This is a genomic window from Brevundimonas sp., assembly GCF_032055285.1.
GTDB lineage: Bacteria > Pseudomonadota > Alphaproteobacteria > Caulobacterales > Caulobacteraceae > Brevundimonas.
In genome coordinates this window covers 93,289-113,304 of sequence record NZ_DAMBRE010000005.1, presented here as the reverse complement: position 1 = coordinate 113,304, position 20,016 = coordinate 93,289, and the positions used below count along the sequence as shown (strand labels likewise).

General features: G+C 67.6%; 22 protein-coding genes. 10 read left to right on the top strand and 12 right to left on the bottom strand.

Features of this window, described 5'->3' with window-relative positions; all coding sequences use genetic code 11:
• Window positions 1-63: 63 nt before the first annotated feature.
• A complete protein-coding gene (locus tag RTY13_RS12980) occupies window positions 64-705 on the top strand; it encodes a YIP1 family protein (RefSeq protein ID WP_312783989.1) in 642 nt (213 codons plus the stop codon).
• A 1-nt stretch (window position 706) separates the two neighbouring features.
• On the opposite strand, the gene alr is transcribed toward RTY13_RS12980, so the two are convergent.
• The 9 genes from alr to rpsF form a co-directional block, all read right to left on the bottom strand.
• Window positions 707-1,744, bottom strand: a complete 1,038-nt coding sequence (gene alr / locus RTY13_RS12975; RefSeq protein ID WP_312783988.1) for an alanine racemase — start codon at window positions 1,742-1,744, stop codon at window positions 707-709.
• 50 nt (window positions 1,745-1,794) lie between these two features.
• Entirely contained in the window at window positions 1,795-3,291 is a 1,497-nt protein-coding gene (locus tag RTY13_RS12970; RefSeq protein ID WP_312783987.1) for a replicative DNA helicase, read from the bottom strand.
• A 119-nt stretch (window positions 3,292-3,410) separates the two neighbouring features.
• Entirely contained in the window at window positions 3,411-3,803 is a 393-nt protein-coding gene (locus RTY13_RS12965) for a hypothetical protein (protein WP_312783986.1), read from the bottom strand.
• A gap of 49 nt (window positions 3,804-3,852) precedes the next feature.
• Window positions 3,853-4,218 carry a hypothetical protein gene (locus tag RTY13_RS12960; protein WP_312783985.1) on the bottom strand — a complete coding sequence of 122 codons (366 nt, stop codon included), beginning with the start codon at window positions 4,216-4,218 and terminating at the stop codon, window positions 3,853-3,855.
• 64 nt (window positions 4,219-4,282) lie between these two features.
• Window positions 4,283-4,924: a DOPA 4,5-dioxygenase family protein gene (locus RTY13_RS12955; protein WP_312783983.1), complete on the bottom strand. Its 642-nt coding sequence runs from the start codon at window positions 4,922-4,924 to the stop codon at window positions 4,283-4,285.
• The gene (locus RTY13_RS12950; protein ID WP_312783981.1) at window positions 4,921-7,317 is read right to left on the bottom strand and encodes a TonB-dependent receptor; all 2,397 of its coding nucleotides are present in this window, start codon (window positions 7,315-7,317) and stop codon (window positions 4,921-4,923) included. Before RTY13_RS12950 ends, RTY13_RS12955 begins: the two co-directional genes overlap by 4 nt.
• Window positions 7,318-7,681: 364 nt before the next feature.
• The gene (gene rplI, locus RTY13_RS12945) at window positions 7,682-8,266 is read right to left on the bottom strand and encodes a 50S ribosomal protein L9 (RefSeq protein WP_292082520.1); all 585 of its coding nucleotides are present in this window, start codon (window positions 8,264-8,266) and stop codon (window positions 7,682-7,684) included.
• Between the two features lies 1 nt (window position 8,267).
• Complete coding sequence (gene rpsR, locus RTY13_RS12940) at window positions 8,268-8,546, bottom strand: 30S ribosomal protein S18 (protein WP_105564333.1); 279 nt, start codon at window positions 8,544-8,546, stop codon at window positions 8,268-8,270.
• An 11-nt stretch (window positions 8,547-8,557) separates the two neighbouring features.
• A complete protein-coding gene (rpsF, locus tag RTY13_RS12935) occupies window positions 8,558-8,938 on the bottom strand; it encodes a 30S ribosomal protein S6 (protein ID WP_296176949.1) in 381 nt (126 codons plus the stop codon).
• 220 nt (window positions 8,939-9,158) lie between these two features.
• On the opposite strand from rpsF, the gene RTY13_RS12930 reads away from it, so the two are divergent.
• From RTY13_RS12930 to RTY13_RS12890, 9 genes are all read left to right on the top strand, one after another.
• Window positions 9,159-10,178, top strand: a complete 1,020-nt coding sequence (locus RTY13_RS12930; RefSeq protein ID WP_312783979.1) for a mechanosensitive ion channel domain-containing protein — start codon at window positions 9,159-9,161, stop codon at window positions 10,176-10,178.
• Between the two features lie 70 nt (window positions 10,179-10,248).
• Window positions 10,249-11,193, top strand: coding sequence for an ACP S-malonyltransferase (fabD, locus tag RTY13_RS12925; RefSeq protein ID WP_312783977.1), 945 nt, complete (start codon window positions 10,249-10,251; stop codon window positions 11,191-11,193).
• A 19-nt stretch (window positions 11,194-11,212) separates the two neighbouring features.
• Entirely contained in the window at window positions 11,213-11,953 is a 741-nt protein-coding gene (fabG, locus tag RTY13_RS12920) for a 3-oxoacyl-[acyl-carrier-protein] reductase (RefSeq protein ID WP_312783975.1), read from the top strand.
• 184 nt (window positions 11,954-12,137) lie between these two features.
• Window positions 12,138-12,377, top strand: coding sequence for an acyl carrier protein (locus RTY13_RS12915; protein ID WP_105564338.1), 240 nt, complete (start codon window positions 12,138-12,140; stop codon window positions 12,375-12,377).
• A 119-nt stretch (window positions 12,378-12,496) separates the two neighbouring features.
• Window positions 12,497-13,777: a beta-ketoacyl-ACP synthase II gene (gene fabF, locus RTY13_RS12910; protein ID WP_312783973.1), complete on the top strand. Its 1,281-nt coding sequence runs from the start codon at window positions 12,497-12,499 to the stop codon at window positions 13,775-13,777.
• Between the two features lies 1 nt (window position 13,778).
• Complete coding sequence (gene mltG, locus RTY13_RS12905; protein ID WP_312783972.1) at window positions 13,779-14,969, top strand: endolytic transglycosylase MltG; 1,191 nt, start codon at window positions 13,779-13,781, stop codon at window positions 14,967-14,969.
• A gap of 26 nt (window positions 14,970-14,995) precedes the next feature.
• Window positions 14,996-15,862, top strand: coding sequence for a YicC/YloC family endoribonuclease (locus RTY13_RS12900; protein ID WP_312784158.1), 867 nt, complete (start codon window positions 14,996-14,998; stop codon window positions 15,860-15,862).
• A complete protein-coding gene (gene gmk / locus RTY13_RS12895) occupies window positions 15,852-16,493 on the top strand; it encodes a guanylate kinase (protein WP_312783971.1) in 642 nt (213 codons plus the stop codon). The genes RTY13_RS12900 and gmk overlap by 11 nt, the downstream gene beginning before the upstream one ends.
• 5 nt (window positions 16,494-16,498) lie before the next feature.
• On the top strand, window positions 16,499-16,951 hold the full coding sequence (locus RTY13_RS12890; protein ID WP_312783969.1) for a nucleoside deaminase: 453 nt from the start codon (window positions 16,499-16,501) through the stop codon (window positions 16,949-16,951).
• Here RTY13_RS12890 and RTY13_RS12885 read toward each other — a convergent pair.
• Genes RTY13_RS12885 through rsmA form a run of 3 tightly spaced genes read right to left on the bottom strand, consistent with a single transcriptional unit; the run spans window position 16,948 to window position 20,007 of the window.
• Window positions 16,948-17,997: a L,D-transpeptidase gene (locus RTY13_RS12885; protein WP_312783968.1), complete on the bottom strand. Its 1,050-nt coding sequence runs from the start codon at window positions 17,995-17,997 to the stop codon at window positions 16,948-16,950. The two genes, RTY13_RS12890 and RTY13_RS12885, sit on opposite strands and share 4 nt — an antisense overlap.
• Before the next feature lie 36 nt (window positions 17,998-18,033).
• Window positions 18,034-19,191, bottom strand: a complete 1,158-nt coding sequence (locus RTY13_RS12880; RefSeq protein ID WP_312783966.1) for an aminotransferase class I/II-fold pyridoxal phosphate-dependent enzyme — start codon at window positions 19,189-19,191, stop codon at window positions 18,034-18,036.
• Between the two features lie 6 nt (window positions 19,192-19,197).
• Entirely contained in the window at window positions 19,198-20,007 is an 810-nt protein-coding gene (gene rsmA / locus RTY13_RS12875) for a 16S rRNA (adenine(1518)-N(6)/adenine(1519)-N(6))-dimethyltransferase RsmA (RefSeq protein WP_312783964.1), read from the bottom strand.
• Window positions 20,008-20,016 lie beyond the last annotated feature (9 nt).

Below are 20,016 nucleotides of genomic sequence, written 5' to 3'. Positions count from 1 at the left end.
TCATATGCCCGTCATCCTGCCAAGCTATAGCGTCGTTACGACTCAACCCCCGCCGAGGCCTTCATGACCGCTCCGAACCCGCCCGCCATCGATCCGGGCCTCGTCGCCCGCGTGCAGAACATCCTTATGCGGCCCAAGCTGGAATGGCCGGTCATTGAGGCCGAGTACGCCACGACGCGTAGCCTGTTCGCCCGCTACGCCATGATCCTGGCCGCCATCGGCCCGGTGGCCAGCCTGATCGGCGGCCAGTTGTTCCCGATCTCCATCTTCGGGTCGGTGATGCGGACCCCGATGGTCGGCGGCCTGCTGGGCGCCATCGTCACCTGGGGCCTGTCGCTGGTGTCGGTCTTTGTTCTGGGGCTGATCATCGACGCCCTGGCCCCGACCTTCAACGGCACCAAGGACAAGGTGCAGTCGATGAAGGTCGCCGTCTATTCGATGACGGCGGCGTGGACGGCCTCGATCTTCAACCTGTTCCCGGCGCTGGCCTGGCTGGGCGGTCTGCTGGGCCTCTACGGCTTCTATCTGCTGTATCTCGGCCTGCCGACGGTGATGAAGGCCCCGCAGGACAAGGCCCTGGCCTACACCGCCGTCGTCGTCATCTCGGCCATCGTGCTGTGGATGGTGGTCAGCGCCATCGCCGCCGCCGTGGTGGCCAGCTTCGTGGTCGGAACGATCGGCCTGGGCGCGATGGCCCTGAGCTAAGTCAGCCGACGTAGAGGCGCGGCACGCGCGGCGTGATCGAGGTCAGCATCTCGTAGCTGATGGTTCCCGCCGCCGTCGCCGCGTCGTCCACCAGGCGATTGGCGCCGAAGATCTCGACCGTGTCGCCCGCCGCCACGTCCAGGCCGGTGACGTCCACCGCCAGCACGTCCATCGACACCCGGCCGATGATGGGCCGAAGCTCGCCCGCCACCCAGACCTGACCGCGCGGACTGTTGCTGCGCATGACGCCGTCGGCATAGCCGGTTCCGCAGGTCGCGACGCGGATCGGCGTCTCGGCGCGATAGCCCTGCGAATAGCCGACCGTCTCGCCCGTCGGCACGTCGCGCACCTGCATGATCTGGGCGTTCAGGGTGGCCACCGGGGCGATGCGTTCGTCCGGCTTGCCCTCAGGCCCGCCGCCGTACAGGCAGATGCCCGGACGCACGACGTCGAAGGCGAAGTCGGGGCCGAGGAAGCAGCCGCCCGAGTTGGCGAAGGAACGTGTCACGCCCGGATAGCGGGTCACTGCGGCTGCATAGGCGTCGCGCTGCGCCCGGTTCAGCGGATGGGACGGCTCGTCGGCGCAGGCCAGGTGGGTCATCACCAACTCCAGCCCCGCAAATGCTTCGGGCGCATCCTCGACGCGGAAGCCCAGCCGGTTCATGCCGGTGTCCAACTGCAGGCCGCAGGCGCCGCCGCCCGCCGCCGTCCAGGCCTCGATCTGACCCGGCTGGTTCAGCACCGGACGCAGGTTCGCCGCCTTGATCATGGCTGCTGACGATCCGTGACAGCCGTCCAGCACATAGATGACCGGCTCGGCCCCGAGGGCTTCGCGCAAAGCCACGCCCTCGGCCGCCCGCGCCACGAAGAAGGTCCGCGCGCCCTCGGCCATCAGCCGCCTGGCCACGGCTGCGGCGCCAAGGCCGTAGCCGTCGGCTTTCACGACCGGATTGACCGGCACGCCGGTCAGGCCCTGCAGGGTGTGGAAATTGCGCGCAAGGGCGCCGAGATCGACGGTGAGGGAGGCGGGGAGGGACATGGAGCCCTTATGCCGCAAGATTTGTGCGGCGCCATGACCCTTGGGTCGAATTACTCGGGAATATCCGCATAGGTGCCGTAGCGGTCGTCGTGGGCCAGGTTGCCGAAGCGGACGGTGTCCGCGTCAAAGGCCAGCTTGACGATGCCGATGGGGCCGTGACGCTGCTTGCCGATGACCACCTCGGCCTGGCCTTGCAGGCGGTCCATGTCCTGCTGCCATTGCAGGTGTTCTTCGGTGCCCTCGCGCGGTTCGGCCCGGCCCAGGTAGTAGCTTTCGCGATAGACGAACATGACGCAGTCGGCGTCCTGCTCGATCGAGCCGGATTCACGCAGGTCGGACAGTTGCGGGCGCTTGTCCTCGCGCTGCTCGACCTGACGCGACAGCTGCGACAGGGCGATGATCGGCACGCCCAGTTCCTTGGCCAGCGCCTTCAGACCGCCGGTGATCTCGGACACCTCCTGCACGCGGTTCTTCTGTCCGCCGCCTTCGCCCGTCGTGACCAGTTGCAGGTAGTCGACGATGATCAGGTCGAGGCCGTGTTCCATCCGCTTCAGGCGTCGCGCGCGGGCCGCCAGCTTGGAGATGGAGATGCCGCCGGTGGCGTCGATGTAGAGGGGGCTCTCGCCGATCTCGACCGCCGCGTCGCGCAGCTTGCCGAAGTCCGAGGCGTCGATCTCGCCCTTGCGCAGCTTGTCCGAGGACACGCCGGAGGCGTCGGCCAGAATACGCATGGCCAGCTGCTCGGCGCTCATTTCCAGCGAGTAGAAGGCCACGACGCCGCCGTTGACCGTTTTGCGGCCTTCCGGCGTCGGCTCCCACTGATAGGCGCGGGCCACGTTGAAGGCCATGTTGGTGGCCAGCGCCGTCTTACCCATCGACGGACGACCGGCGAGGATTAGAAGGTCGGACGGGTGCAGGCCGCCCAGCTTGCGGTCCAGGTCGACCAGGCCGGTGGCCAGACCGGCCAGTTTGCCCTCGCGCTGATAGGCCTCGCCCGCCATTTCGACGGCGCCGGCCAGGGCGGTCGAGAAGTTGACGAAGCCCGACGACGGCTTGCCCGTCTCGGCCAGCGAATAGAGGGTCTGTTCGGCCTGTTCGATCTGTTCGTCGGCGGGCGTGTCCGGGTTGGGCGCCTCCTTGATCATCTCGCCGCCGATGCGGATCAGGTCGCGGCGCAGCGCCAGGTCGTAGATGACGCGAGCGTAGTCGGGCGCGTTGGCCGCCGGCGGGGCGCGGTCGACCAGATCGGCGAGGTAGCGCAGGCCGCCGAACTCGTGGAAGGCCGGGTCCTGCTTGAAGCGCTCCATCAGGATAGTCGGCTCGGCCAGCAGGCCCTGACGGATGTGGTCCTCGATCGCTTCGAAGAGCCGCTGGTGGAAGGGCTCGTACATATGCGTGCCGCGCAGGCGGTCGCTCAGCCGCTCGAACACGGCGTTGTCGAACATCAGCGAGCCCAGCAGCGCCTGCTCCGCCTCCAGGTTGTGGGGCATGGACGAGACGGAGACCTGATCGGCGTTTCCGTAGGGCATGGGAGCGAAGGCGTTCATTGAAATACGCATAGCCTTATGCGGCCATTGCGTCAGACGCGGGCATCGCCTTGGTCGTGGACATCCGGCGGCGCCTGTGGACCGTCCCGAAAAGCCCTGTCTGATCAGTGACGGTCGGGTCAGTTCCGGCAGGGGTAGCGTTCGATCATCCAGTCGCGGACGGCCTGGGTGACTGTTCTGCTCCTTTGCGCCTGGGGCAAGGTCTCGAAACGCACCACAAGGCTTTCCGGCGTAATGCCAGTGCCGGAAGGCGGGATGCAGTGGGCGGGCGAACGCCCGGCGGAGATAGCCGCGGCCTGTTCGGCCTTCACGATGCTGACGGCCTCGGTGACTTCCCGGATCAGGCGGCGCGTCTGGGGGCGCAGCATGGCGGCGACGCGATTGCGAGGCACGTCAGCGCCCAGGCTCAGGAACTGCTGCACCGTCATGTCCGAGGCCAAGACCTGACGAGGCGGGGCGAGCAGAGCCAGAGCGCCGAAGACGACGGCGAAGGATGCGGATACGCGAGGCATGAAGCCTAGATGCGGACCGAGGCTCCGTATCGCAAGCGAGGCCGCAGCGTCAGACCGGGCAGGGATGCTCCGCCGCCATCCATTCCTGCACGGCCTGGGTCACGCTGATGTTGCGGCGCGCCTGGGGGATGGCGTTGAAGCGGGCCAGCAAGGCGTCGGCGGACAGGCTGACCTTGTCGGGCATGCAGGTGGCCGGACGGCGACCTGCGGTCCGCGCGGCGTCCTGTTCGCCACGCACAGCGGTGAAGGCCTGTTTGACCTCGTTCATCAGGCGACGCGTGTCCGACCGCAGCAGGGCGGTCGGATTGCGCGGGATTCGGTTGGCGGATGTCAGGAACTCCTGAACCGTCATGGCGCTGGCGCTGCCGGCCCACAGGCTGGCGGCGAGAGCGAGGACGAGCGTGGCCTTCTTCATGCGGACCCCTCCGATTGGAACGGCCCAGCTTCTCGTCCTTGCGATGAATGCTCGATGAACGCTGTCAGGTCTCCAGCGGCAGCGTCGGCAGGGTGTTGGGATAGATCCGCTCGATGTCGCCGCCCGTCGCCTTGGCCGAGCGCGCCATGCGGAAGGCGTTCACCGGCTGGGTCTCGCCGATCCACAGGGCGTTGATCAGGTGGTCGGCGTAGGGATCGTCGGTGTTCGGGTGGATCAGGATCTTCAGCCCCAGATGGTTCAGCATCAGCCAGGGGATGACGGTCGGAACCTGTTCATTGGCGAAGCCGAAGTAGAAGGAGGGCGTGGTGTGGGGGCCGCGCGGTCCCTCGTTCCATTCGCCGAGTTCGACCTTGAAGCGATGGATGACCCAGTCGCGCAGTTGGGCCGCGCGATAGGCCGTGTCCTCGTTGAAGTAGATGTGGGCGTGGTAGCTGCTGATCTCGGTGTAGGCGCGCGGCGCGGTCGGCAGATCGACACCGCGCGGCAGGGGCTCGGGCGGGCCCTTGGGGCGGGCGCCCCAGGGGCTGAGGGTGCTCTCGTCGCCCACCTGAACCGCCGCTTCGGCGGGACGGGACGCAGCGGCCGCGGCGGTCGCCGCCGCAGCCGCTGCGCCGCCCCCAACCAGCAGGGCCCTGCGCGAGACGGAGGGGAGAGCTCCCTCGCGCTCGGGTCCCGCCGCCGTCACCACTTCACGCTCAAACGGGCGTAGCCGTAGCGGCCGTTGAAGCCGAACGGCGAGTAGTAGGGGAAGCCCAGGACGCCGTTGCTGTTCAGGCTGGCAGGAACGAAGTCGGGGTATTCGTCGAAGACGTTGTCCACTCCGATGGCGACGCCGATCCGATCCGTGACCTGGAAGCGGCCTTCCAGATCGACCGTGGTCTTGGCCCCGGTCGAATAGTCGTTGGCCGGGGTCGAGCCAGCCTGCAGCACGTCGGCGTAGTAGGTCGCCCGCGCCGTCGCGCCCCAGCGGCCGAACTTCCAGTCCGCCGAGCCTGAGATCTTCGTATCCGGCGTGCCTTCCTCGATGGTCAGGATGCGGCTGCGGGCAAACAGGGTCGGAACCGGGTTCAGCACCGACGAGGAGGTCGGCAGCCTGGTCACGCTGACGTCGTTGACGTTGGCCGCGACGGTGAAATCCCAGTCGCCGACGCTTTCGGTGCGCAGGCGATAGCGACCGACGATATCGACACCCTCGGTCTCGGTCGTCACGCCGTTAAGGAAGAAGCGGGCCGCCTGGACCCCTAGCGGGTCCAGCAGGCCCGCGACCTGGGGCGAGAAGCTGCGGTTGATCAGCTCGGACAGGACGATCTGGTCTTCGATCGTGATCTTGTAGGCGTCCACCGTCAGATCGAAGTCGCCCAGCCGGACCACCGCGCCCAGCGAATAATTGGTCGAGGTCTCAGGCTTCAGCGCCTTGGCGCCCAGGGCCGTGGCGACGGCGCTGGTGGCCGGGAAGGTGCCGGTCTCGACCACGGCGCCGTTCTGGATCACCGAGGAGGTCGAGGTGAAGAAGCTCTGCTGCAGCGACGGGGCGCGGAAGCCGGTCGAGACCGAGCCGCGCAGGGCGAAGTTGGGGCTGAAGTCGTAGCGCGCCGCCAGTTTGCCGGTCTGGGCGTCGCCGAAGTCGGAATAGTCCTCGACGCGCAGGGCGCCTTCGACCGTGAACTTGTCGGTCAGGGGGATTTCGACGTCGGCGTAGAGGGCGACGGCGTCGCGGTCCTCGTCCACCTCGTTGGACGGCTGGAAGCCGACGAAGCCCTGGGCGCCGCCCGCCAGGGCGGTGTTGGATCCGAGAGGTCCGCGGTTCCAGGATTCCGGCTGACCGGCCTCGATCTTGTAGCCTTCGCGGCGGGCTTCCAGACCCCAGGCGAAGTTCAGCGGGCCGCTGAGGCCGACCTCGAACTGACGGGTGAAGTCGGCGCCGAAGACCAGCTGGTCATAGATCAGGCTGCCGGAATCGAAGCTGGTCGGCGAGGCTGCGCCATAGGTGGCGTTCAGCGAGTCCTCGGTGCGGAAGTCCAGGGCGTTGCGGCCATAGACCAGGCTGAAGTCGGCGTTCCATCCGGCGATCTCGCCCTTCACCCCGCCCGCCAGCGACAGGTCTTTCGAGTTGATGGCGATCTTGGGCAGGAAGCCGTTGGGGTAAATGGTCGGCACGTTGTTGGCGTTGTTGGCCAGGCGAGGGAAGGCGGCGCCTTCGCTGTCGCGGTCCTGATAACCGGCCCAGCCATAGGCGTCCCAGCCCGCGGCCAGAGGCTTGCCGGCATTGGCGAAGACGGTCCATTGCTCGACCTCGGGGTCGCCCAGACGCGCAGTGACGGCGTTGGGGGTGACGCGCGGGTCCAGGTCCGAACGGTTCGTCGGCTCGCGGTTCAGATATTCCGCGGACAGGGTCAGGAAGCCGTCGGAGCCGAGACCGAAGCCCTGCCAGGCCGAGGCGGTGACGGTGCGGCCGTCGGTTTCGTCGCGCTCGCCGCGCGCGGTCTCGACCGTGGTGAAATACTGGCCGTAGGTGACGCTGGCGCCGCCGCCCTCGCGGGCTTCCTTGAGGCGCAGGTTGATGACCCCGGCGATGGCGTCCGAGCCGTATTGGGCCGAGGCCCCGTCGCGCAGCACCTCGACCCGGTCCAGGGCGCCGGTCGGGATGGCGTTCAGGTCGACGGCAGCCGAGCCGCGACCGACCGTGCCGTTGACGTTGACCAGGGCCGAGGCGTGGCGGCGCGTGCCGTTCAGCAGCACCAGGGTCTGGTCCGGCGACAGGCCGCGCAGGGTGGCGGGGCGGATGGAGTCGGAGCCGTCGTTGGCCGAAGGGCGGGCGAAGGACAGCGAGGGGACGGTCTGGGCCAGGGCGGCGGCGAACTCGGTGGTGCCGCGGTTGGACAGGGTCTCGGCGGTCACGACGTCGACGGGGGCCAGGGTGTCGAGGCGCGAGCGGCTGGGCACGCGGCTGCCGGTGACGACGATGTCGTCGACCGAGGTGGCGTCGTCGGGGGCTTCCTGAGCAGAGGCGGCGCCCGCGATCAGCAGGGCGGCGCCGGATGCCGCGAGGAACAGACTGGAACGATAGGCGAAGGTCATCTCGAGAGGTCAGCTTTTCTGATTGGACGCAAGGCGGCGGGCGGCGCCGTTGAGCGGCGTCGTGAAGCGGCGTCGATTGTCTGGGTGGTCAGGGCCGGCGGCGGACCGGCCGAAGGGCGATCAGCGGCGGGCTGGACATCGCGCCGGTCGAAGGACCGGGCGGTGTGTTGTGGCGTACAGGCGCATTCGCATCATCGTCTCCTGCCCATCGGGGAGGATGAGCCATGGCGATATTGCGGTGCGAAAGCGGCGTGGAATATCGAGAATATGTCGCCGAATGGTTAGAAAAGCTAAATACATAGGCCAAGAAAAAGGGGCGCGTCCGGAAGGACGCGCCCCTTGATCGATACCGTCAGTCGACAGATCAGGCTTCGTCGCCGAAGCCTTCTTGTTGACCGGCGCCGCCTTCGATCAGTTCTTGGGCGGCTTGTTCGGCGGCGTTACGCTCGTCGTCGAACTGGGCGCGGATGACATCCTCGCCCTTGGCTTGACGCTCGGCTTCTTCGGCCGAACGGGCGATGTTGATCTTGACCGTGGCGCGGACTTCCGGGTGCAGGCGAACCGGCACTTCGTGGACGCCCAGGGCCTTGATCGCGACGTTCAGCACGACCTGCGAACGCTCGACCTTGCCGCCTTCGGACTGAATGACTTCAGCCACGTCGCGACCGGCGACCGAACCGTACAGGTGACCGGTTTCACCGGCCTGACGGATCATGACGTAGGTCTGGCCGTCGATCTTGTCGGCGACCTTCTGAGCTTCGGCCTTGTTCTTCTCGTTGCGGGCTTCGATAGCCGCGCGGTCGAGTTCGAACGCCTTGAGGTTGGCCGAGGTCGCGCGGCGAGCCTTGTCGCGCGGCAGCAGGTAGTTACGAGCGAAGCCGTCCTTGACGGTGACGACGTCGCCGATGGCGCCGAGGTTCTCGACGCGTTCCAGCAGAACGACCTTCATCTTACTTCACCACGTACGGCAGGAGGGCCAGGTAGCGGGCGCGCTTGATGGCCTTGGCCAGCTCGCGTTGCTTCTTGGCGGAAACGGCGGTGATGCGCGAGGGCACGATCTTGCCGCGTTCGGAGACGTAACGCTGCAGCAGCTTCACGTCCTTGTAGTCGATCTTCGGCGCGTTGGCGCCCGAGAACGGGCAAACCTTGCGGCGACGATAGAAGGGGCGACGGCCGGCCGAGCCGGAGCCGGCCGGGGCGCCCGGGATGGGAGCGGTGGTGTCGGTCATGATCCGGTTCCTTATTCCGAGGCCGCAGCTTCGTCGGCGCGCGGGCCGCGATCGCGGTCACGCTCGCGTTCACGACGAGCCAGCAGGGGCGACAGTTCCAGGTCGAGTTCCTCGACGCGGACGGTCAGCCAACGCAGGACGTCTTCGTTCAGCGACAGCTGACGCTCGACTTCGGCCACGGCGGCGGCCGGAGCGTCGATGGCGAGCAGGGAATAGTGAGCCTTGCGGTTCTTCTTGACCCGGTAGGTCAGGTTGCGCAGACCCCAGTACTCGATCTTGGCGACGCTGCCGCCGCCTTCTTCGATCAGAGCCTTGATGGTGTCGTTCAGCGCTTCGGCCTGTTGCGCCGAGATGTCCTGGCGCGTCATGACCGTGTGCTCGTAAAGAGCCATGCGGTATCTCCCTTGTGGGCATCGGCGCAGGACGAACCGGGTAGTTCGAACCACGATGGCTCCTGAAGCGGCGGCTGGGACGAACTCCCGAACCCTTTGGCGTTCCGCAACAGGACCGAAACCCTGGAAAGGCGGCGCGTATAGGGGAAAAGGGTCGCATGAGCAAGCGTATGGCGTCTGCCAGGGAACCCATGCGGCGCTGGAACGCTCGCCTCTCTTGATGGAAAGACTGAACGAGATCGACGAGACGGCGCTGTTCCGGCTTGGCGGGGCGACGGTAACGGTCGGGGGGCTGGTGACCGCTGGGGTCATCCTGCTTGTCGCCATGACCCTGTCCGGGGCGGCTGCCAGGGCCTTGCAGAGGATTCGCGAGCGTTCGGTGCGAAGCGGGGCGTCGCTGTATGTTCTCGAGAAGATAGTCAGCTACGCGATTGTCGTCGCGGGCGTTCTGATGGCCCTTTCGGCGGCGGGGCTCAATCTGTCGTCCTTTGCCCTGCTGGCGGGCGCGGTAGGCATCGGCATCGGCCTCGGCCTGCAGGGGGTGGTCAAGCAGTTCGTCTCGGGTCTGTTCCTGATCTTCGACCGAATGGTCAGCGTAGGCGACTACGTCGAACTGGAAGGCGGCATCCGTGGCGGCGTGATGGAGATCGGCCCTCGGGCGACGCCTATTCGCACCAACGACAACGTCAACATCCTGGTCCCCAACTCCTTGCTGATAGATCGGCCGCTCACGAACTGGACGATGAAGGGGGATACGCGGCGCATCCACGTGCCTTTCGGGGTGGCCTATGGATCGGATCGGGGGCGCGTCCGCGGCGCCGTGCTGGCTGCGGCGCGAGCCAGTCCGTTCACGCTGCCCGAGACGGAGTTGCGAAGGAGTCAGGTCTGGCTGGTCGGGTTTGGCGATTCCGCGCTGAATTTCGAGCTCTTGGTCTGGCCGACGCCCGAGGCGGTCAAGCGACCGGCGTCGATGATGGCGGCCTATACGTGGCTGATCGCAGACGCGTTGGAAGCGGCGGGGATCGAGGTGCCGTTTCCACAAACCGACGTACGTGTCCGCAGCCTGTTCGGCCGCGAAGGCGATCAGGCCTTCGAAGCGCTCGATCTGGCGCCGCCGCAACCGACCAAGGATATTGCGCCGCAAGTCGAGGTTGAAAGCCGGAACGACGCGGCCGAGGATTTGCTGCGCGCGCCGCCGGATGATGAGGTCGAATCCAAGCAGCCTCAGTCGCGAGGATGAGCGGCTTGCCCGGTGCAGCCTATAAGCCTACTCCTTCCGGCCCTGAATCAACGGCTCGCGACGAGAAAAGATGACACTCGCCCTTCTGTTTCCTGGACAAGGCAGCCAGAGCGTCGGCATGGGCGCAGCTCTCGCCGAGGCCTTCGCCAGCGCACGCGACGTCTTCGCCGAGGTCGATGACGCGCTGAACCAGAAGCTGTTCGACCTGATGCGCGAAGGGCCGGAAGATCAGTTGACCCTGACCGAGAACGCCCAGCCGGCCCTTATGGCGGTCTCCGCCGCAGCGGCGCGAGTGCTGAAGGTCGAGTTCGGCGTGGACGTGACCAAGGCCGGCTTCGTCGCCGGTCACTCGCTGGGCGAATATTCGGCTCTGGCGGCGGTCGGGGCGATCAGCCTGTCGGACACGGCGCGCCTGCTGAAGCTGCGCGGCCAGGCCATGCAGCGCGCGGTGCCGGTGGGCAAGGGCGCGATGGCCTCGCTGATCGGTCCCAAGACCGACCTGGCCCTGGCGGAAGAAGCGGCCAAGGCCGGTTCGGAAGTCGGCGTCTGTGTCGTCGCCAACGACAACAACAACGGCAACGTCGTCATTTCGGGCGACAAGGCCGCCGTGGACCGCGCCATCGAAAAGGCCAAGGAACTGGGCGCGCGCGCCATCCCGCTGAACGTATCGGCCCCCTTCCACTGCCCGCTGATGCAGCCCGCCGCTGACGAAATGGCCGCCGCCCTGGCCGACGCCAAGATCGTCGCTCCGGCCGTGCCGGTGGTCGCCAACGTCACCGCCCGCCCGGAAACGGACGCCGAAGTGATCCGTCGCCTGCTGGTCGAGCAGGTCACGGGGCGCGTGCGTTGGCGCGAGAGCATGGAGTGGATGGCCGGCGAAGGCGGCGTGACCCGCTTCGTCGAGATCGGCTCGGGCAAGGTCCTGACCGGCATGGCCAAGCGCATCGCGCCGGACGCCGAGAGCCTGGCGCTGAATACGCCGGAAGACCTCGAAGCGTTCGCGAAGTCGCTCTGATTTCATAGGGATAGAAACAATGTTCAACCTTTCGGGAAAGATCGCCCTGGTGACCGGCGCGACCGGCGGCATCGGCGGGGCCATTGCGCGTTCGCTGCACGCCCAGGGTGCGACCGTGGTGCTGTCGGGCACGCGTGAAGCGGTTCTGGCGGATCTGGCCAAGGAACTGGGCGAGCGCGCCTTCTTCGCCGCCGCCAACCTGTCGGACCCGGAATCGGTCGACGGCCTGGTCGCGCGCGCCGAGGAAGCCGCCGACGGTCCGCTGGACATCCTGGTCGCCAACGCCGGCATCACCAAGGACGGCCTGCTGATGCGGATGAAGGACGAGGACTTCCAGTCCGTCATCCAGATCAACCTGGAGAGCTATTTCCGCCTGACCCGCGCCGCGGTGAAGGGGATGATGAAGCGCCGTTCGGGCCGCATCATCGGCGTGACCTCGGTGGTCGGCGTGACCGGCAACCCCGGCCAGACCAATTATTCGGCGTCCAAGGCCGGCATGATCGGCTTCTCAAAGTCGCTGGCTCAGGAAGTCGGTTCGCGCGGGATCACGGTCAATTGCATCGCGCCGGGCTTCATCGCCTCGCCGATGACCGACGTGCTGAACGACCAGCAGCGCGAGGCGATCCTGACCAAGATTCCGTCGGGCCGTCTGGGCACGGGCGAGGAAATCGCCGCCGCCGCCGTCTATCTGTCGTCGGACGAAGCCGCCTATGTGACGGGCCAGACCCTGCACGTGAACGGCGGCATGGCGATGATTTAAGGCGTTGCGTGTCGCGATCACGACGCGCAACAATCTATTTCCCGCCCCGATGGCTGTGCTAAAGGGCGGGAACGCTTCGCGGTTGTGAGTCTCTTCGGAGGCTTGCTTCCTACAGGCTGCCGTGACACGGCGAACATTGAGACCCCGCCTTCACGGCGACAAACAAACAGGCAGAGAGACACTCATGTCCGACACCCTCGAACGCGTCCGCAAGATCGTTATCGACCACCTGGACGCCGATCCGGACAAGGTCACGGAAAAGGCTTCCTTCATCGACGACCTGGGCGCCGACTCGCTCGACAACGTCGAACTGGTCATGGCCTTCGAAGAAGAATTCGACGTCGAGATCCCGGATGACGCCGCCGAGCACATCCAGACCGTCGGCGACGCTGTGAAGTTCATCGACGAGAAGCTGGCTGGTTAATCCAGCTGCGATCCGTCGCACTTCCTGAGTGATGGCCGCCGTGGCGGGCCCCTAGCGGGACCGTCCGGCGGCCATTATTGTTTTCGGTCACGATTCTTATAGTCCAAGGAGCGCGAACCATGCGCCGCGTCGTCATCACGGGCCTCGGCCTTGTCACTCCGCTCGGTTCGGGCGTGGAACATGTCTGGCAGGGCATCGTCGAGGGCCGCTCGGGCATCGGTCCGATCACTGCCTTCGACACCGAGGGCTATGGCTGCACCATCGCCGGCGAAGTGCCGTCGGTGGACGGCCGTGGTCGCGGCGCGCCGGACCAGCCGGGCGTCTTCGATCCCGATCAGGTGATGTCGGCCAAGGACCGCAAGCGCGTCGACGACTTCATCCTGTACGCCATCGCCGCCGCCGACGAGGCCCTGGCCGACGCGAAGTGGAAGCCCGAATCCGAGGACGACAAGGAAGCCACCGGCGTCATGGTCGGCTCCGGCATCGGCGGCCTGGGTCCCATTGCGGACACCGCTATCATCCTGAAGGAACAGGGCGTCCGACGGGTCAGCCCCTTCTTCATCCCCTCGGCCCTGATCAACCTGGCCTCGGGCCAGATCTCGATCCGCCATGGCCTGAAGGGCCCGAACCACTCGGTGGTGACTGCCTGCGCCACCGGCGCGCACGCCATCGGCGACGCGGCCCGCATGATCGCCCTGGGCGACGCCGAGGTCATGGTGGCGGGCGGCGCCGAAAGCTCGGTCGTGCCGATCGGCATCGCCGGCTTCCTGGCCTGCAAGGCCCTGTGCACCGCCTACAACGACACCCCCGAGAAGGCGTCGCGCCCCTATGACCGCGGCCACGCGGGCTTCATCATGGGCGAGGGCGCCGGCATCATGGTGCTGGAAGAGTACGAGCACGCCAAGGCGCGCGGCGCCAAGATCTACGCCGAGGTCGTCGGCTATGGCATGAGCGGCGACGCCTATCACATCACCGCCCCGTCCGAGGACGGCGACGGCGGCCTGCGGGCCATGAAGGCGGCGCTGAAGCGCGCGGGGCTGCAGCCCTCGGACCTGGACTACGTTAACGCCCACGGCACCTCGACCATGGCTGACTGGATCGAGCTGAAGGCCATCGAGCGTCTGGTCGGCGATCACGCCAAGGACGTCGCCGTCTCCTCGACCAAGTCGATGACGGGCCACTTGCTGGGCGCCGCCGGCGCCATCGAGAGCATCTTCTCGGTCCTGGCCATCCGCGATCAGATCGCCCCGCCGACCATCAATCTGGACGACCCGGAGATGGAGACGCCGATCGACCTGGTCCCGCACAAGGGCAAGCCGATGAAGATCGACGTCGCCATGTCCAACAGCTTCGGCTTTGGCGGCACCAATGCGGCCGTGATCTTCAAGAAGGTCGACTGATTTGGCCAAGGCTCCGTCGCGTCGTTCCACGCCCAAGGTTCGCATCCCTAAGAACCGCGTGCCGAAGCGGGGCGGCGGAGCCGCCAAATCCGGCCTCGGCGTCGGCCTGATCACCGCCGCCGGGACGCTGGGCGTCTTCGTGCTGGCCGCTCTCATCGGCCTGTGGATCGTCTATTGGGGACCGGGTCCGAAGGCGGCCGAGGGCGACGCCACCGTCGTCACCCTGCCGTCGGGCGCGGGCGTGTCGGCCATCGCGGCCAATCTGAAATCCTCGGGCGTGATCCGCTCGACCGACCTGTTCCGCGTCGCCGTCAGCCTGAGCGGCGCTGACCGCAAGATCCGTGCGGGCGAGTACGAAGTCCCGTCCGGCGCCTCTCTGGCCACCGTGGTCGGCCTGCTGGTCGACGGCAAGGCGGTGCGCCACTACGTGACCCTGCCGGAGGGCTGGTCCTCGGCCCAGGCGGTCGACATCCTGATGAAGCAGCCGGTCCTGACCGGCGAGGTCGAGGTTCCGCTTGAGGGCAGCCTGTGGCCCGACACCTATGAGGTGTCGCGTGGCGAGACCCGCGCCTCGGTCGTTGCTCGCATGCAGCGCGCCGCCAAGACCAAGCTGGCCGCCCTGTGGGCCGCGCGCTCGCCCAACACCATCGTCACCACGCCGGAGGAGGCCCTGGTCCTTGCCTCTATCGTCGAGAAGGAGACGGGCCTGGCTTCGGAACGGCCCGAGGTGGCGGCGGTCTTCACCAACCGTCTGCGGCTGGGGATGCGGCTGGAGAGCGATCCGACCATTGTTTACGGCGTGACCAAGGGCCGTCCGCTGGGACGCGGCATCCGCGCCTCGGAACTGCGCGCCCAGACGCCGTGGAACACCTATCTGATCGACGGCCTGCCGCCGACGCCCATCGCCAACCCCGGCGAAGAGGCGCTGAAGGCCGTGCTGAACCCGCCGCGCTCAGAATATGTCTTCTTCGTCGCCGACGGCACCGGCGGCCACGTCTTCGCTCGGACCTATCCCGAGCACCTGCTGAACGTCGCGCGCTGGCGCGAGATCGAGCGCCGCAAGGCGGGTCTGCCGCCCGGCCAGGCCGCTTCCGTGCCCGGCGCGGCGCCGACGCCGATGGGCGAGGCCGCACCCGTGGTCATTCCGCCGGGCGCCAAGGTCATCTCCGTGCCGACGGCGGTCGCGCCGTGAGCGGCGTCTCCGGCTCCATTTCAGGCATGACCGGCTTTGGTCGGGCCGATGGCGCGCTGGACGGTTGGACCTGGACAGTCGAGGCGCGCTCGGTCAACGGGCGCTCGCTAGAGGTTCGCTATCGCGGACCCGGCAGTTTCGAGAACCTTGAACGACTGACGAAAGCGGCGGCGCAGGCGCGCCTGAACCGGGGTCAGGTGACGCTGGGCGTTCAGGCCAAGCGGGCCGAGGGCAGCGAGCCCGCGCCGCGCGTCAACGAGACCGTGCTGGCCACCTATCTGAAGCTGGCGAACCAGTTGGCGGAGGAGGGGGCGACCCCGCCCTCGGCCGACGGTCTTCTGGCCCTGCGCGGCGTCATCGAGGTGGCTGAAGAGGTCGAGGACCCCGAGGCCCACGCTGCTGTCGAGGCCGCCATCGCCGCCACGATTGAACAGGCGCTGGACGCCCTGAAACTGTCGCGTCAGCGCGAGGGAGAGCAACTGACCCCGGTCATCCACGACTTCGTCGGGACCATCGAGGCCCTGACGGCGCGCGCCGCGCTGGAGGCTTCCAGCCAGACCGAGGCGATCCGCGAGCGGTTCACTCGCCGGATCAGCGAACTGGCCCCCGACGCGCCGGGTCTGGACGAGCGAATCTTCCTCGAAGCCGCCGCCCTGGCGACCAAGGCGGACGTACGCGAAGAGCTGGATCGCCTGACGGCCCACGTGGATTCGGCCCGGACACTGTTGCAGCAACCCCCCGCCGGGCGAAAACTCGACTTCCTGATGCAGGAATTCATGCGCGAAGCGAACACGCTCTGCTCGAAATCCGCTACCACGCCGCTCACCGGAATCGGCCTCGAACTGAAGGCCGTCATCGAGCAGCTTCGAGAACAAGTTCAGAATGTCGAATAACCGCACCCCCCGCCGTGGCGTCCTGCTGATCGTGGCCAGTCCGTCGGGGGCCGGGAAGACGTCGCTGTGCCGTCGCCTGATGGCCGACCACAAGGGGCTGGAGCTGTCGGTCTCCATGACCACGCGCGGCATCCGTCCGGGCGAGGTCGACGGCCGCGACTATCACTTCGTCACGCATGAGGAATTCCAGCGTCTGATCGACGCCGACGCCTTCCTGGAATGGGCTGACGTCCACGGCAACCGTTACGGCTCGCCGCGCGCGCCGGTGGACCGCGCCCTGGCCGAGGGCCGCGACGTCCTGTTCGACATCGACTGGCAGGGCGCCCGGGACGTGGCCGAGAAATGCCCCGGCGACGCCGCCCGCGTATTCGTCCTGCCGCCCAGCCTGGAAGAACTGCGCCGCCGTCTGGTGACGCGTTCGCAGGACGCCGAGGACGTGATCGAGCGCCGCGTGGCCAACGCCAAGGGCGAGATCGAGCACTGCGACGAGTTCGACTACGTCCTAGTCAACGAGGACTTCGACCGTTCCTACGCCGAACTGGCCCACATCTATCACGCCGAGCGTAGCCGCCGTCACCGCAACCTGTGGGTCGACGCCTACAAGAGCGCGCTGATGAAGGAAGTGGTCTGACGACCATGAGCGACGCCGAACACCGCCTCTGGCTGGCCCAGGCGGTTGATCTGGCGCTTGAGAACGTCCGCGCGGGCGGGCGGCCGTTCGGCGCAGTTCTGGTCAGGGACGGCGCCGTCGTGGGCACGGGCGTCAACCGGATGATGGCGACCGGCGACCCCAGTTCGCACGCCGAGATGGAGGCCCTGCGTCAGGCAGGGCCGGCGCTGGGCACGGTCGATCTGTCGGGCAGCGTCCTCTACGCCAGTGGTCATCCTTGTCCCATGTGTCTGGCGGCGGCGGTGATGGCGCGTGTCAGCGCCGTCTATTACGCCTTCAGCAACGCCGACGCCGAGCCCTATGGTTTCGCCAGCACGGCGGCCTATCAGACGCTGGGCGTGACGCTGGATCCGCCGCCGCTGCCCCTGACGCAACTGGACGTGCCGCGGTGGACAGCGGCGGACCTCTACGGGGTCTAGCGGAAGACCACGCGCACGCCCCGCTTGACCCGTGACGCCAGTTGTTCGGCGTCCCAGTTGGTCAGGCGCACGCAGCCGCTGGAAGAGGTCTTGCCCACTTTGGACGGGTCCGGCGTGCCGTGGATGCCATAGGTGTCGCGCGACAGGTCGATCCACACTGAACCGACCGGATTGTTCGGCCCCGGCGGCACGATGACCTTGCGGTCGCCCCGATCATAGCTGACCCGGTCGGGGTCGTAGGTGTAGTTGGGCTCGGGCGCGACGCCGACCACGCTCAGGTCGCCCGAAGGCGCAGGGCGCGCCGAACTGCCGATCGTGGCCGGATAGAAGGCCAGCAGCCGGTCGTCGGCGTCATAGGCGCGGACCGAGCGTTCGGTCTTGTCCACCACGATGCGCGCGACCTCGGCGGTCAGGTCCGTCTGGGCGACGGCGGCGACGAAGATGCTCTGGCCCGCCTTGCCGAAATCGACGCCGGGGTTGAGGGCGCGCAGCAGGCTCTCGGTCATGTGGAACTTCTCGGCGAAGGCTTCCAGCGGCGTGGCGTAGCCCACGGTCCCCAACTTCGACATGGCCTGAAGGTCGGACGGGACCTGACCAATGAAGGGGCCGGCCAGATCGGCGGCGGTGATGACGTAGTTGGCCAGCACCTTGCCGTTGTCGCCTGCGGTCAGGCGGCGGAAGACCTCGGCGTCCAGAACGCCGTCCTCGGGCAGGCCGATGGCCTTTTCGAAGGCGGCGATGGCCTGACGGGTGTTGTCGCCGCCCAGGCCGTCAATCACACCGGGCGAGAAGTTGGCCCGGTCGAGCAGGATTTGCGCGCGGGCGACGGCCGGGTCGGGCGTGGCAGGCGTGGCGGCGCCGTTCGCTGCGGGCGGCGGGGCGGCCTCGAACACCGCCGTCTCGACAGCCTCGCGCGTCAGGGCGGGCGGCGTCGAGACAGCAGGTGGCTGTTCGGACTGTGGCGTCTCGACAGGTGATCCGCAGGCGGTCAGGGCGGCCAGGGCGAGGGGCAGGGCGGCGGATGCAGCGAGACGCGATTTCAGCATGAAAGCTCCGAAGGTTTCGGGGCTTGTCGAACGTCCCTAGGCTGTGAGGCGTTCCTCGGCAGCCGCTGTTCGGGCCGCGAAGAAGGGCTTGATGCGGGCCAGGGCGTCCTCAACCTGCGCCGTCGAGACGGCGAAGCTGAAGCGGATGAAGCGGTGGCCGTTGACCGGGTCGAAGTCGACGCCGGGCGCCGTCGCCACGCCGGTTTCGCGCAACAGGGCCTCGCAGAAGCCGATGCTGTCGTCGGTCAGGTGGCCGATGTCGGCGTAGATGTAGAAGGCGCCGTCCGGCGGGGCGATGGAGCGCAGGCCCATGGCAGGAAGGGCTCCGAGCATCAGGGTGCGGTTGGCGCGATAGACGTCGATGTTGGCCTCCAGCTCCTCCTCCTCGTCCATGGCGATAAGGCCGGCGTGCTGGCTGAGGGTGGCGGGCGTCAGGAACATGTTGCCGACTCGGGCGCGGGCCTGGGGCACTTCGGCCTCGGGCAGGATCAGCCAGCCCAGACGCCAGCCCGCCATGCTCCAGTATTTGGAGAAACTGTTGACGATCAATGAGTTCGGTTCGAACTGCAGCATCGACGGCGTCGGGCCGACATAGGACAGGCCGTGGTAGATCTCGTCCGAGATGACCGAGATGTTCCGCTGGCGGCAGACCTCGGCGATGGCCTTCAGCTCGGCTTCGGGGATGATGGTGCCGGTCGGGTTGGCGGGGCTGGCGATGATGACGCCGGCGGGGGCCGGGTCCAGCGCGCGCAGGGCCTCGGCGGTCAGTTGGAAGCGCACATCAGGGCCGCAGTCGATCTCGACCGGCTCCATGTGCAGGGCCTTCAGCGTGTTGCGATAGGCGACGTAGCCGGGGCGGGCGATTGCCACCCGGTCGCCGGGCTGGAAGCGCATCATGAGGGCCAGCACCAGGGCGGGCGAGGCGCCAGCCGTCATGATCACCCGCTCGGGATCGACGCTTACGCCGTAGCGGTCGTCATAGAGCTTGGCGATGCGAGCGCGCAGAGCCGGGCTTTCCCAGTAGCCGCCGGGCTCGCTGTCCAGAATGCGGTGGGCCTGGGCGATGGCGGCGGTGGGCGCACCGGTCGAGGGCTGGCCGAACTCCATGTGGATGATGGAGCGGCCCTGGGCCTTCAGTTCATGGGCCAGGCGGCTGACGCTGATGGCGCGGAATGGTTCGATTTCAACGGTCATGGCGAGCTACTTCAGGGCGTCGGCGAGGCGCAGGAATCCCGCGATGTCGATGACTTCAGCGCGGGCGTCGGGTTCGATGCCGGCGGCCTCGCACAGGGCGGCGCCGCCGAGCTGTTTCAGGCTGGAGCGCAGCATCTTGCGGCGCTGGCCGAAGGCGGCGGCGGTGACGCGCTCCAGTTTCTTCAGGCGCTCGGGCGAGGGGCGTTCGGCGCGCGGGACCACATGGACGACCGCCGAGGCCACCTTGGGCGGCGGGGTGAAGGCGGCGGCGGGCAGGTGCATGACGATGCGGGCCTCGGCCACGGCCTGGGTGATGACGGCCAGGCGGCCATAGGCGTCGTCGCCTGGGGCGGCCACAACACGCTCGGCCACCTCCTTCTGGAACATCAGGGTCAGGGCGCAGGGTTGCCAGGGGCCGGTCAGCCACTTGATCAGCAGGGGCGTGCCGACGTTGTAGGGTAGGTTCGACACCAGATGGGTCGGGCCCTCGGTCAGTTGCGCCTCGCGCACGTTCAGGGCGTCGCCTTCGACGATGGTCAGGCGGCCCGAGCCGTCGTCCAGTTCGCTGAGCAGGGGGATGAAGCGCGGGTCCTTCTCGACCAGCACCACCTTGCCGGCGTCGCTTTCCAGAATGGCGCGCGTCAGGCCGCCGGGGCCGGGGCCGACCTCGATCACCGCGCGGCCTTCGAACGGGCCGGCGTAGCGGACGATCTTGCGTGTCACGTTCAGGTCCAGCAGGAAGTGCTGGCCGAAGCTCTTTTTGGCCAGCAGGCCGTGCGCGTCGAGCGTTTCGCGAAGGGAGGGCAGGTCCGTCATACGGACGCC